Source organism: Mucilaginibacter sp. SG538B (genome assembly GCF_013376065.1).
Taxonomy (GTDB): domain Bacteria; phylum Bacteroidota; class Bacteroidia; order Sphingobacteriales; family Sphingobacteriaceae; genus Mucilaginibacter; species Mucilaginibacter rubeus.
Window position 1 is genome coordinate 333054 of the sequence record NZ_JABMJI010000001.1, and the last position, 12931, is coordinate 345984.

The 12931-nt window shown below is 40.9% G+C and carries 13 protein-coding genes; 9 read left to right on the plus strand and 4 right to left on the minus strand.

The genetic code is table 11. The features are described from left to right. Window positions 1–110: 110 nt before the first annotated feature. Window positions 111–1430, minus strand: coding sequence for a sensor histidine kinase (locus tag FHW88_RS01280; RefSeq protein ID WP_090531994.1), 1320 nt, complete (start codon window positions 1428–1430; stop codon window positions 111–113). Window positions 1431–1443: 13 nt separating this feature from the next. After that, window positions 1444–2121, minus strand: coding sequence for a response regulator transcription factor (locus tag FHW88_RS01285; RefSeq protein WP_091172639.1), 678 nt, complete (start codon window positions 2119–2121; stop codon window positions 1444–1446). 212 nt (window positions 2122–2333) lie between these two features. Between FHW88_RS01285 and FHW88_RS01290 the strand changes: the two genes are divergently transcribed. Further along, the gene (locus tag FHW88_RS01290) at window positions 2334–3791 is read left to right on the plus strand and encodes a glycoside hydrolase family 130 protein (RefSeq protein ID WP_176622525.1); all 1458 of its coding nucleotides are present in this window, start codon (window positions 2334–2336) and stop codon (window positions 3789–3791) included. 171 nt (window positions 3792–3962) lie between these two features. Then, a complete protein-coding gene (locus FHW88_RS01295; RefSeq protein WP_176622527.1) occupies window positions 3963–4631 on the plus strand; it encodes a hypothetical protein in 669 nt (222 codons plus the stop codon). Here FHW88_RS01295 and FHW88_RS01300 read toward each other — a convergent pair. Further along, entirely contained in the window at window positions 4628–5311 is a 684-nt protein-coding gene (locus FHW88_RS01300; RefSeq protein ID WP_176622529.1) for a phosphatase PAP2 family protein, read from the minus strand. The two genes, FHW88_RS01295 and FHW88_RS01300, sit on opposite strands and share 4 nt — an antisense overlap. 80 nt (window positions 5312–5391) lie before the next feature. Between FHW88_RS01300 and FHW88_RS01305 the strand changes: the two genes are divergently transcribed. The 5 genes from FHW88_RS01305 to FHW88_RS01325 all read left to right on the plus strand — a co-directional run bounded on the left by FHW88_RS01305 (window position 5392) and on the right by FHW88_RS01325 (window position 9331). Beyond that, entirely contained in the window at window positions 5392–7326 is a 1935-nt protein-coding gene (locus tag FHW88_RS01305) for an amino acid permease (RefSeq protein WP_176622531.1), read from the plus strand. A 5-nt stretch (window positions 7327–7331) separates the two neighbouring features. Next, window positions 7332–7745, plus strand: coding sequence for a DUF5655 domain-containing protein (locus FHW88_RS01310; RefSeq protein WP_255485192.1), 414 nt, complete (start codon window positions 7332–7334; stop codon window positions 7743–7745). Between the two features lie 338 nt (window positions 7746–8083). After that, window positions 8084–8470 (plus strand): hypothetical protein, encoded by a 387-nt coding sequence (locus FHW88_RS01315; protein ID WP_176622533.1) that lies wholly within the window; start codon window positions 8084–8086, stop codon window positions 8468–8470. 2 nt (window positions 8471–8472) lie between these two features. Then, window positions 8473–8892 carry a helix-turn-helix domain-containing protein gene (locus FHW88_RS01320; protein WP_176622535.1) on the plus strand — a complete coding sequence of 140 codons (420 nt, stop codon included), beginning with the start codon at window positions 8473–8475 and terminating at the stop codon, window positions 8890–8892. After that, window positions 8864–9331, plus strand: a complete 468-nt coding sequence (locus FHW88_RS01325) for a hypothetical protein (RefSeq protein ID WP_176622537.1) — start codon at window positions 8864–8866, stop codon at window positions 9329–9331. Before FHW88_RS01320 ends, FHW88_RS01325 begins: the two co-directional genes overlap by 29 nt. Before the next feature lie 113 nt (window positions 9332–9444). Here FHW88_RS01325 and FHW88_RS01330 read toward each other — a convergent pair whose 3' ends face one another. Next, entirely contained in the window at window positions 9445–11394 is a 1950-nt protein-coding gene (locus tag FHW88_RS01330; RefSeq protein ID WP_090531981.1) for a KUP/HAK/KT family potassium transporter, read from the minus strand. A 197-nt stretch (window positions 11395–11591) separates the two neighbouring features. Between FHW88_RS01330 and FHW88_RS01335 the strand changes: the two genes are divergently transcribed. Together FHW88_RS01335 and FHW88_RS01340 are read left to right on the plus strand one after the other, a co-directional pair. Beyond that, the gene (locus FHW88_RS01335; protein ID WP_090531979.1) at window positions 11592–12107 is read left to right on the plus strand and encodes a T9SS type A sorting domain-containing protein; all 516 of its coding nucleotides are present in this window, start codon (window positions 11592–11594) and stop codon (window positions 12105–12107) included. A 212-nt stretch (window positions 12108–12319) separates the two neighbouring features. Beyond that, on the plus strand, window positions 12320–12931 hold the full coding sequence (locus FHW88_RS01340) for a fumarylacetoacetate hydrolase family protein (RefSeq protein ID WP_176622539.1): 612 nt from the start codon (window positions 12320–12322) through the stop codon (window positions 12929–12931).

Genomic DNA, 12931 nt, shown 5'->3' on the forward strand with positions numbered 1-12931 from the left:
TAAAAAAAGGCTGTTACCACCGGAAACAGCCTCTATAGTTAAATAGGGGATCTACTTATAAAATAACCTTTGTAAAGGTATTGATGCAATGTGAAGATTAAGTGAAGTCGTTACTCACGGTTAAATATGAGGAATATGCTCGTTCCCCTGTCTTTTACCGAATCTATTTTTACCCTGATGCCATGAAAAGCGGTAATACTTTTCACAATAGCTAAGCCAAGGCCGTAGCTTTCCTTTTCTTCGGTCTCAAATTTTTCAAAGCGGTTAAAAGCGTTTTCTATTTGTTGTTGATCCATCCCCGCACCTGTGTCTGTAATTTCCAGTGCATACACATCTTCCTTCAATTCATCGGCAACGGTGATACTGCCTTTGGGCTTATTGTATTTAATAGCATTGTTTATCAAATTGAACAATAGGGTATGCATTAGGGGGCGGTTACCCATAATGGAGTAGATGTATTTAATGTTATTGTTGAAGGTGAGATGTTTTTCTTCCAAACGGTCTTCCAGTTCTTCCTGTATCTCCATAATTACACCTGCTATCATCACCACTTCGGCTTTGTCATATTGATTATTTTCAACTTTTGAGATGAGCAGCAGGCTGTTAATAATAGATTTAAGCCGGTTTAATGTTTTCAGCGAAGCGTGCATCTTGTTTTCGCTGGCTTCGCTGAGTTCTTCCTGCAATAAAATATTCTCCAGCCGGGAACTGATAATTGATATGGGCGTAAGTAACTCATGCGATACATTGGCAATGAACTGTTTTTCCAGCGCAAACAGGTTACTGATCTTTTTCATGAGTGTGCTGATACTGTCATCAAGCAGTTCAAAATCCTGTGTGGTGGTCTGGATCTTTTCATAATCAAAGTTCATAGGATCATTTACTTTGATCAGCTTGCGGTCGATGATCTTATAAAAGGGCGCAAGCAAAAATTTGGTAAACACCAGGTCGCTTACCAGTGTGAGGGCGAGTGCTATTATCAATGTCAAAAGGGTAAACCTTTTAATGATGGATTTTAATTCCTCAATGGAGGTAACTGACACGCCAATTTCAAGCAGATAGGTATGGTTGTTAAAATTAAACTGGTGAGTCAGGATGCGATAAGTTTGCGTAACCAGGTCACTGGTACGGGTTTCGGTTGTGAACTTTACAGCTTTCGTTTCGGTGGGTTCAAATTTAACAGGGGTTATAATAATGAACTCCTCTTTTAAAATATTATAATCGGTATAAGGCTTTTGATTAGCAAGCTTGCTGCTAATCTCTTTTGAACTGAGGTTTTTAAGCGTTTCTCTTTCATTTTCCTCAAGCCTGAGCTCTACATGATTATACGAGATCTTCTCGATAGAAAGCAGGATAAGCAGGCCAGTGAAAAGTATAATGGCTAATTTGGTTAACGTATTATAAAGGGCCAGTTTTACCTGTAATTTCATGAGGCTGTTAATTTCAAATGTTGATGCGGTAGCCGATGCTCCTTACTGTTTCAAACCAATCGATGGGAATATATGCCGACAGCTTTTTACGGAGGTTTTTAACGTGCACATCCACAAAGTTAGAGTCGGAATTTATTTCCAATACATCGCCCCAAACATGTTCGGTGAGGTTGGTGCGTGATATTACCCTGTTTTTGTTTAGCACCAGGTAGTTGAAAATTTCAAACTCTTTTTTGGTGAGGGTTATACGCTCATCATTGTAGGTAACGGTACGGTTTTGTATGTTGATCTTTAACCCTTTTACATTAATGTCATTACTCTCCAGGCGGTGTTTGCGGCGGGTGATGGCGTGCATGCGGGCTAATAGCTCGTTTAATGAAAACGGCTTTGCCAGGTAATCGTCGGCACCCTGTTCAAGGCCCGATACCCGGTCGTCAACAGCGCCGCGGGCGGTGAGGATAATTACAGCGTCTTCGCGCTCGTTCATGCCTTTCAGCATTTTAAGCAGGTCAAAGCCGTCACCGTCGGGCAAGCCCAGGTCGAGCAAGATAAAGTCATAATTGTTTACGAAGATTTTTTCAGATGCCGATTTTTTGGTGCGGGCATGTTCAACCGTAAAACCTTCGTGGCTTAAAAATTCATCAACCTCAAGCGCAAGGCCTTTTTCGTCTTCAACAATTAGTACGTTCATAATTGTGTATTTACAGGAACTATCAATAAGGGTTACAGGATCAAGATTATTCACGGCAGGCAAAGTACCGTACCGAAAATTAATAAAGTATGAAGATAGGCTTTTATAGCGGCCTGTAAAGTGTCATTTTTTAAATCTTGCGTTTAAATTAAAAAAGCGCAAATCAATTTGCGCCGATTGGTGTTACAAACTAAAAGCTACCACTTCATTGTATGAGACTTTCTATCGAACGCAAACCCATCCGGGTAAATCCAGATCCGAAACGTGTAATAGCAAGATTTTTTTTTAATGGTAACGACCGTGCTAAAGAGGTTATTGAGCGTGTAATGCTGATCAGCGAAGATGATGCTTTTGGCATTGTATCTCCCTTGCTGCAGGAATATTCCAAAAGGCACCGTAATATAACCCGGGTGCTCAACAGGCATTGCAGCAAGCTTAAGCCCTTGTTTTTAGAGCTCAATATTGATTTTGATACGCTTACCGTTTACCGCAAGCTGCTCATCGGCTCTTATTTTACGCATGAGTATTCAATAGAATCGGCCGCCTTCTTTAATCCCTCGATAGTTGAAGATCCCGACCAAACCGAGCTTGAAGACGGCCAGCGCAGGGTGATCATCAGCTTCCGGGCGGTAGGCGAGGGGCATATCTCTTCCATAACTTTTCGCCGGGCCTGGATAGATAAGGACAACAACATCAGCATACAACCTGCGGGCAGTTATATTGATGAAGCCGAAATTGTGAGGAATGCCGTTTATAATAAAAAGCTTTTTTTTGAAAAAGCAGCCATCACCCAAATTAATATTGATGTTATAAGCGAACTGGAATCAAAACTCGATCATCATTTTGAGTACGCCAACCTGCGCCGGATCATTATGGATTCGCAAAAATTACAGGAAGACGATATGAAGCGGCTGGAGTATGATAAAGTGCTTTGGCTCGCCGATTCCTATTATGAAATTGTTTTTTCATTGGATACCGATATTTCCGACAGGGTGATCTTCCCGATATCTGAATATGAACGTAAGGGTATTGAGGATGCCCGTTTTGTACAGTTTACCAACGATGACGGCAGTAAACTATATTACGCTACCTATACAGCTTATGATGGCTCGCTGATTATGCCTAAGCTGCTGCAAACAACTGATTTTTATAACTTTAAGATCATGCCTTTGTACGGTGCGGGCGCACAGAATAAAAACCTGGCCTTATTTCCGCGCAAGGTGAACGGCAAGTATGTGATGATATCGCGGATAGACGGCTGCAATAACTATATCATGTATTCGGATAAGATCAATATCTGGGAAAAGCCGGTGATGCTGCAACAGCCTAAATTTAGCTGGGAGTTTGTGCAGATAGGTAATTGCGGCTCGCCCATTGAAACACCCGATGGATGGATCATGATAACACATGGCGTTGGCCCCATGCGCCGTTATGTGCTGGGTGCAAGCCTGCTTAAACTGGATGACCCAACGGTTGAGATTGGCCGCCTGCACGAGCCTTTGCTGATCCCCAACAGTGATGAGCGGGAAGGCTATGTACCTAACGTGCTTTATTCATGCGGGGTAATTGTACACAACAATAAACTCATTATTCCGTACGGTGTTTCAGACTCATCAACTGCCTTTGCCGAAGTATGTTTAGATGCACTTTTGAATAAGCTTAAAGCCTGAAAAGAGCTTAATGCTGAAAGCTGAAAGCGAAAAGCGTTGTGTTTGAAAAGCTTTCAGCCTTGAGCTTTCAGCTTGTATTTATATTGTTGATTATAAGTTATTTAACTTTAATGTAAATCTCATAATGTATTATTAGTTAAAACTTATTCTTCTTTTTCAAGTTAAATAAATATGAAAAAGATAATTTTAAGCTTAAGCATAATACTGTTTTCGCTTACAGGTTTTAGCCAGGCACTTAAACCTGTAAAGATAGATAGCCTTGTCACGGTTTCGCTACCCGCAGGCTTTACTAAAAAGGATACATTAGGCCAGCAGATATACCAGGGTAGTGCATCATTAGGTAATATTCTTGTTTTACGCGTGCCAAACGCTAATACAAAACCTTTAAATAAAGAGAGCGATTTGAAGGATGTATTTAAAACCTACATCAATGGTATTCAAAAACAATCTGTTAATGGCAGTGTAATGTATCCGCGTGATACCACTATCGGTAAACTGGAAGGAAAGGTATTCACCCTTCGGATTGATAACAGCGGCTCAACCGGCGAATCTCCGGAGTTAAGAAATTTTATTCTGTTATATACCCAGGACGTAACCTATACTTTTGAATATAACTATCCGGAGCAAAGACTTGATCTGGCAAAGGCCGAACTGAAACAATTTTCGGGTTCTATCAAAATAGCACCTACTTTAGACCGCCGCGATCAGTATTTGTCTGACGCAAAAGGCATGTCTGCCCCGGCCAAAATAGGTATTTATGGCGGCGGCGCAGTTATAATACTGATTATCGTGTTAACCGTGATCAAACGTAAAAACAGTCAACTGGAAGCTGGAGTTTAATTGGCGACAGGGGCTTTTTTGAATACGTTATCGAGCAGGCCCCTGTTCCATTTGGCCGAATTGATGAACTGCTTACCATCAAGCCATGTTAACCAAAATATAGTAACAAACACACCAATAGCCGAGCCGGCAAGCACGTCTTCATAAAAGTGCTCGGTTAAATAAATTCTTGAATAGCCAACCATTATGGCAACAAACAAGGCTGGGATTCCCCAGCCTTTGTTTTTACAGAGGTATGTTATGACCAGTGCGGCAGAAAAAGCACTCACCGTATGTCCGGACGGAAAACTGTATTTCTCCAGTATATAAACACCTTCTACGGTATGTACCCTGCTCCACTGGCTTGCAAAGTATAGCTTTGGCCGGGGAGCGATATAAATGTATTTAAGGATTTGTGCGGCGATGGATGTTATCGCATAGCTAGAGGCCATTAACAGCCAGCTGCGGTAGCTGAATAAAAGCATAGCAAGTGATACTATCACGGCTGTGGTGCCGTCGCCGATATCTGTAACATAAGGCTCAATGGTATCAAGCCAGGGGTGGTGCCAACCATTTACGGTAAAAAAAATAGCTTCACGGGTAAATAGCAGTTTGATAGTCAGGCAGGTTGCTAAGACGATAAGGTAAAGGATAAAAAAAGGGCGGATCCTGTGCAACACGTCTTTTATTCCTATCTTCATGTTGCAAAGTAAGCATATACTTATTCAATGCAAAAAAATGATTAATTTTGAGATTGGTTAGCACTTATTAATTAAACTACATGTCGAAAAGTATCTTTCGTAAAAAGTCGGTAGCAAAAATTTTAAATGATGTTGAATGTGGTTTTAGTGATAGTGAGCATCCCGGTACAACGTCATCCCAACTCAAAAAAGAACTTAACGTAAAAGACCTCACCCTCATGGGGATAGCCGCCGTTGTGGGGGCAGGTATATTTTCCACAATTGGCGAAGCCTCTTTCCACGGCGGCCCCGCGGTTTCCATCCTGTTTATTTTAACCGCTGTTACCTGCGGCTTTTCGGCTCTTTGTTATGCCGAGTTTGCCTCGCGTATCCCGGTTGCGGGCAGTGCGTATACCTACGCTTATGCCTCTTTTGGTGAATTGATAGCATGGATCATTGGCTGGGACCTGTTAATGGAATACGCCATTGGCAACATCGCGGTAGCCATTTCCTGGAGCGAATACTTTGTAAACCTGCTGGAAGGCTTTCATATACATATGCCCAAGTTTCTGACTATGGACTATGTTTCGGCCCTGCGCGGGCATGAGCAGGTTCAGGCAGCAGGTGCAAACCTGGCTGATATCGGTGATAAAGTAAAAGCAGAAGCACTGGCCTGGGATCAGGCGCCGGGCATAGGTGGTTTTAAGCTCATTGCCAATTTACCCGCCCTTTTAATTGTTATCATCATCACTTACCTGGTTTATGTGGGCATCCGCGAAACAAAAAAGGCCACCAATGCTATGGTGGTTTTGAAGATAGTGATTGTTATAGCAGTTATAGTAGTCGGCTTTTTTTATGTAACACCTGCCAACTGGCACCCATTTATGCCTAACGGTTTCAGTGGCGTTATGAAAGGCGTATCGGGGGTGTTTTTTGCTTATATCGGCTTTGACGCCATCTCAACCACAGCCGAAGAATGTGAAAGGCCCCAGCGCGATCTGCCCCGCGGCATGATCTATTCGCTGGTGATTTGTACAGTATTGTATATCCTGATAGCATTGGTGCTTACCGGCATGGTAAGTTATAAAGACCTGCAGGTTGGTGACCCACTGGCCTTTGTTTTTGCAAAGGTGGGCTTAAATAAGATTAGCTATGTGATCTCCATTAGTGCGGTTGTTGCTACAGCGAGTGTATTGCTGATATTCCAGTTAGGCCAGCCCAGGATCTGGATGAGCATGAGCCGCGATGGCTTATTGCCCAAAGCATTTTCACGTATCCATCCAAAATATCAAACACCTGCCTTTGCCACGGTAGTAACCGGTTTTGTGGTGGCTATACCGGCCCTGTTCATGAACCTTACCGAAGTAACTGATTTGACCAGTATTGGTACCCTGTTTGCATTTGTACTGGTTTGCGGCGGTGTGCTGTTGCTGCCGCGTGAAGAGGCTGTTAAAGGCAAATTCCATTTACCATACGTGAATGGTAAATTTATTATACCAATTATCACACTGGTGATTTTGGGTTCGGTCGCCTGGTTTAAACCGGCCGCGCAAGTTGAGATGATGCAGTTTAAGAAACTAAAAGACCGTAGCGACATCATTGATAATATGGATAACAATGACAAGCTGAGCCTGCTTAAAACTACCAATCAGCTTTATAACGCTAATGTAACTGCCCAGCCCGACTCGGCTAAAAAATATTTTAAGGATATAGAAGAGGATAAATTCAATACCGCGCTAAGGCAAACGAACGATATCAGCGATGCTAAGAAGTATTATTTAGGTTTTGACGGCTTCCTGTATAATTTCCCTAACTATCTTTTCTTTATCCTGATCATTATTATAGCGGTTTACAGCTTTATTAAAAACTTCTCGCTCATTCCTGTTTTGGGGCTGATGAGCTGTTTTTATCTGATGACCGAGCTTGGCTATACCAACTGGCTCAGGTTTTTGATATGGCTGGTGATAGGTCTGGTAATTTATGCCACCTACAGCTATAAAAACAGTGTGCTGGGCAAGGAAGCTAAAACAGCATAAATATCATGTGGACCTGCCCTTTATGCGAACGTGAATTTACCGCCACCAACCAGGTGCATTCATGCCGCGACAGGGAGCTATCGGAAGCGCTAAGCAGCAAAACGCCCCATACCATAGCGCTGTTTGATCATTTGATTGATGAGTACCTGCAAATTGCCGAAATTAAAGTTTATCCTACCAAAAGCATGATAGCATTGGGAGCAAGGATAAATTTTGCTTATGTTACCCAATTAGGTAAAAACTTTATTGATGTGGTATTTCCCTTTAAACAGGTTTATGACGATAACCTGTGCTTCAGTAAAATAAAACAAGTGCCCGGCACCGATCAGTATAATCACTACTTCAGGATGTATTTTAAGGAAGATGTTAATGATGAGGTGCGGAAGTATATGCGGATGGCTTGGGAGAAAAGTATGTGACTATTTAACTGCCGAGAGCTGAAAGCACATAGAAATAAGGAAGATTAATTTAAATTTGATATAGATTCGATTAGTTTGAAATGTTTTAGCAAATAATTAACATTTCATTTACAGAGTGTTTCGACGTGCAATTTTTTACATGCTTGTTATTAATTGAGTTGGCAGTAAGACTTCCTTATTGAGTGCTTATTTCGATGCTAAGTGATGTTGTAAAAAAATGATTTATTGAAGTGAAAGATGAAGTAAAGTGATTATAATTGGAAAATTACTTTTTGCAGATATATAAAAATCCGTTTTCATGTATATATTTGTGCGAAGTTTAGTTATAGCTAAACCTTATGGCAAAATATTCGTTAAAAGAAGTAGAGCAAGTTAATGGAAAGATTAAATATTTTAAACTTGAAATCGATGGTCGGTGTCAATTTGATGAATTTTGCCAGGACATTCAAAGGGACGGTAATCTAACGAGTGAATTAGCTTCTATTTACAGTATTATGAACTCCCAGGCAAATCTTCATATGTTGCCAAAGACAAAATTTCGAGATATCACGCCAAAAAAGTCAAAAAATAAGGAATATGAGTTTAAGAAAGGTAGCGTACGTATATATGCACTAAAAGATGCAGTAGGAAATATTATTGTCTATGCTGGTAAAAAAGGGAGCCAGTCAATTGATATGGCGAGATTCAGAACTATAAAATTAGATTACCTAAACTCAATTAAATAATTATGGAAACAAGAGCAGAAGTCTTAAAAAGGCCGGAATATTGGTTTGAAGCAATTCAAAACGATTTATATGAACAGGTTGCTCTGTATATGGAAGCCGAAGAACTTAATCAAACAGAATTGGCAAAAGTATTGGGGTATTCAAAAGGTTACATTTCTCAAATATTAAATGGCCATTTCAATCATTCGATTAAAAAGCTGATTGATTTATCAGTCAAAATCGGAAAAGTGCCTGTTGTATCTTATCAAGATATCGATGAAATTATCTCAAGAGATGAGAAGTCAAAAATCCTGATGTCTAAAAGCTATGAATCCTTACCGATGCCATTTTACAATGGTACTATCGCAAGAGATAATACAGAAATCAAACCCAATATAAAAATCAACTATATAGATGCCAACAAAGAAGAAATTGCAGTCTGATCAAGACACCAAGGTGTTCGAATTTGGTGTGCGTGAAATACAGGATTTAGGTTTTTCAATTCCAATAGAGCCTGTTATGCCCGCAAACGTTCATATAGGTTATGGTTTAAGCTATTCGTTTAAAGGAGAAGAAAATACTATGGCTATAACAGTGAGTGTACGTTTCGCCAGTATTACAAATGGAGAAGAAAATGAATTTCTCACAACACATGTAAAGACCAGGTTCTTTATAAAAGATATGGCGCAATATTTTAAAAATGATTCGTACGTTTTTCCTGGGAGTACAATGGAATCAATGTTCGGTATAGCTCTTTCTCATACACGTGCAGTTTTGGCGAAAAACATTGCAGGGACTGAGTACTCTTCTTATATCATTCCATTAGCAGATCCGGTTGCTTTGTATCAAAATATAATGAAAGCCAATGAAGAATCAAAATAGGGAAAGGGTAAAAGACTAAATACAAGGCAATGGGACTAGGACTTAACAGCCAGAGTTCGAGCCCAAAAAGCCCTCCGTTTTCCGGAAGGCTTTCAATATTTAAAAGGCTTCTGTTAATTAACCCGGTGGATCTCTATCGCCTCAGGTATAGCAAGTACCAGCGGTACTTTCTCTACTGTTACAAAACTCAGGTCGAGGCCGAAACCGCGCTCTTCGGATAAGCTCACTTTTTTAAGCTGCTTGTAGTAATCCATTATAAATCTTTCGATGAATGACAGGTTGTGTGAGCGTGAGAAGATCTTTTCGATCACCACAAAACGGAAATCGCCGACAATTTTATGCCTGTTCAGGGACTTGTAGGTGCTGGTAATATCAACCTCGCCTTTTTTAACTAGGTCTTCTACTACTTTCCTGAATAGCAGGTTTATTTGCTGCTCAACGCGGAAACCGAGCTTAAAGTCAATCCGGATGAGTTTGTTTGGCACTAAATGGTCAACTTCGTATTCGCGTTTGTAAGGTTCGTCCACTACGTCAACGTGTACCAGCCAATAAACATCGGCACGTTTAGGCTGCTTTTGAAGTATGGAATAAACAATTTTTGATTCAATTTCTGAATTGAAGTTGGCACTGGTTAAATAAACCAACTGCGAAGCATATTTAGGCACACTTTCGTCGGAGCTTAACTCCTTTATAATGTCAAAATAGTCTTCTATCTCAACAAACTTCACATAGCGGTTCCTAATCTTGCGGGCGGTATGCCAGGTCCACATTACAGTAAACAGCACAAAACCTATCGACAGTGTAAACCAACCGCCATCTAAGAACTTATGCAGGTTACCGGTAAGGAAGGTTCCTTCAATAAGCAGGTAAACCGCCAAAAACGTATTGATGATATAATTGGGTACTTTTTTGCGTTTCAGGAATTTGGATACCAGTATGGTAGTCATAAGCATGGCTACGGTGATACTTAAACCGTAAGCAGCCTCCATTTTATCCGAGTGTTTGAATATCAGCACCACACCTAAACAACCGGCCCAAAGCAGCCAGTTAACGCTGGGCACATATAACTGTCCTTTTTGCTCTGATGGGTAGTTGATCCTAACTTTTGGCCAAAGATTAAGCCTTACCGCTTCGGCAATGAGCGTAAACGAACCTGATATCAGCGCCTGGCTGGCAATGATGGCCGCTACTGTAGCTATGCCGATACCATATATCAGGAACCATGTTGGCATGATTTGATAAAAAGGGTTTTGAGCGTTAAGGTCCATAACGTGCCCGTTACGTTGTAGCAGCCAAACTGCCTGGCCTAAATAGTTTAGGATAAGGCAAATCTTAACATAAACCCAGCTTACGCGGATATTGGCTTTACCGCAATGACCAAGATCGGAGTACAATGCTTCGGCACCCGTGGTACACAGAAACACGGCACCTAATATAATGAAGGCGCCATCGCTTGAGCTTGAGGTAAGCAATTTAATGGCATAGTACGGGTTTAACGAGCGGATAACCCATGGATCATGTACGATATAGGTAACACCTAAAAAGCCCATCATCGTAAACCAGACGAACATGATAGGCCCGAATGCCTTACCTACCAGTGATGTGCCGAATTGCTGTATGATAAATAAAGCGGTAATAATGGCCATTACCACATATACAGTAGGCAAATTAGGGTAATAGGTTTGCAAACCTTCAATGGCCGATGATATGGTAATTGGCGGGGTAATAATGCCATCGGCCAAAAGGGCGCAGCCCCCTACAACCGCCGGTATAATAAGCCATTTTGCTTTACGCCGTACTAATGAAAACAGCGAGAAAATGCCGCCCTCACCCTTGTTATCGGCCCTTAGGGTTATCACCACATACTTTAAAGTGGTTTGCAGGGTTAATGTCCAAAAAATGAGCGAAACACCTCCAAGAATTAATGTTTCTGAAATTTGACGCTGGCCAACTATAGCCTTGAATACGTATAATGGGGAGGTACCAATATCACCGTAAATTATTCCTAAACTGATTAGAAAGCCCGCGGCCGACAGTTTATGCAGATCTTTATGATTTGACACTTTTATGATTTAGAGATGGCAAAAATATTAATTTTTTTGGTTAAACCATTAGAATGATTAAACGTATAAGGAAATTATGTGTCTATTATACAATAAGGCTGTGCATTTTGTTAAAATTTGTTAAAAAGTTTTACAAAAACACTAATATTTAATGGGATGAGGGCATTATTTATACTTTTGTAGAATCATACTAAATAATGAGGCGAAATTTTACATATTCTTATGTTTATACCTATACATGGGTCGTGATAATTGCGATGGCAATTTTCGTGAACTTCGCCTTTGTTGCCGATGGTCATTCGCTAAAGTCTGATACCGTGTATCTTAGGGGTAAAACTAAAGCTGCCAAAACCTCTTATTTAAAGAATGGCTTGCACCTTTCGCTTCCTCCATTAAAACCCGCTGTTACTTCAAGTGTAAAATTGAATGTATCCCGGCCCGATGATAAACTACTAACTGATGTGCAATTGTACCCTAACCCGGTAACCGACCAGATCAATCTTAAATATTCCATTTCGCGCAATACCAACGTAACCATTAAAATAATGGATGTGCTGGGCAATGATATTTCTACCCTGTTTTCGCAAAGGGTTGAATCCGGCGATCATAATCTGAATTACCCGATCAGCAATAAGCTGGTCCGTGGTTTTTACTTTGTCCGCGTTGTTGCCGGCACCGAATCTGTTATCAAAAGGATTTCGGTTATTAATTAAATTCGATTAAAATTAATTTTTTCATTTTTGACTGCCCCAGCGGGGCAAAAGGTTTGTAGCAATTGAATGAACCCCATTTGGGCGTGCCAGAGGTACGCAACTTGCCTGCGTAAGTTTTACTTGAGGGGAACGTCAAATTATTAATACAACATTATAAACCTTCCTCCCAAACCCATCAATTTTTTTAGCTTTGGCGATTATAGCGTTCATTTATGAAAATTATTGCCATTGGCCGCAACTACGCCGAACACGCCAAAGAACTCAATAACCCGGTACCCACAACGCCGGTTATCTTCATGAAACCCGATACGGCCTTATTAAAAGAGAACAAGCCTTTTTACCATCCCGATTTTTCGGAAGATGTTCACCATGAAATTGAATTGGTTTTGAAGATCAGCAAAGAGGGCAAGCACATCAGCGAAAAATTTGCCGCTAATTACTACGAAGAAATTGGCTTAGGTATTGACTTTACCGCCCGTGATGTTCAGGCACGTCATAAAGAAAAAGGCCTTCCCTGGGAACTGGCTAAAGCCTTTGATGGCTCGGCGCCCATCAGCACTTTTGTGCCTAAGACCAAGTTTGAATCTGTTTATGATATCAACTTTAAGCTGGATATTAACGGCGAAACCCGCCAGCAGGGCAACACCCGCGATCTGCTTTTCTCGTTTGAGAGCATCATCGCCTTTGTTTCAAAATACATCACCCTAAAAAAGGGCGACCTAATATTTACCGGCACCCCTCCGGGTGTATCAAAAGTAAAAATCGGCGACAGGCTTGAGGGATACCTTGAAAATGAGAAAATGCTGGATTTTTACGTTAAATAA

Bases quoted from the DNA above. Each gene is read 5' to 3' on its own strand.
- FHW88_RS01325 (WP_176622537.1), top strand. From the start codon at position 8,864: ATGCCAACAAAGAAGAAATTGCAGTCTGATCAAGACACCAAGGTGTTC.
- FHW88_RS01335 (WP_090531979.1), top strand. From the start codon at position 11,592: ATGAGGCGAAATTTTACATATTCTTATGTTTATACCTATACATGGGTC.
- FHW88_RS01315 (WP_176622533.1), top strand. From the start codon at position 8,084: ATGGCAAAATATTCGTTAAAAGAAGTAGAGCAAGTTAATGGAAAGATT.
- FHW88_RS01320 (WP_176622535.1), top strand. From the start codon at position 8,473: ATGGAAACAAGAGCAGAAGTCTTAAAAAGGCCGGAATATTGGTTTGAA.
- FHW88_RS01310 (WP_255485192.1), top strand. From the start codon at position 7,332: ATGTGGACCTGCCCTTTATGCGAACGTGAATTTACCGCCACCAACCAG.
- FHW88_RS01300 (WP_176622529.1), bottom strand. From the start codon at position 5,311: ATGAAGATAGGAATAAAAGACGTGTTGCACAGGATCCGCCCTTTTTTT.
- FHW88_RS01290 (WP_176622525.1), top strand. From the start codon at position 2,334: ATGAGACTTTCTATCGAACGCAAACCCATCCGGGTAAATCCAGATCCG.
- FHW88_RS01340 (WP_176622539.1), top strand. From the start codon at position 12,320: ATGAAAATTATTGCCATTGGCCGCAACTACGCCGAACACGCCAAAGAA.
- FHW88_RS01280 (WP_090531994.1), bottom strand. From the start codon at position 1,430: ATGAAATTACAGGTAAAACTGGCCCTTTATAATACGTTAACCAAATTA.
- FHW88_RS01295 (WP_176622527.1), top strand. From the start codon at position 3,963: ATGAAAAAGATAATTTTAAGCTTAAGCATAATACTGTTTTCGCTTACA.
- FHW88_RS01285 (WP_091172639.1), bottom strand. From the start codon at position 2,121: ATGAACGTACTAATTGTTGAAGACGAAAAAGGCCTTGCGCTTGAGGTT.
- FHW88_RS01305 (WP_176622531.1), top strand. From the start codon at position 5,392: ATGTCGAAAAGTATCTTTCGTAAAAAGTCGGTAGCAAAAATTTTAAAT.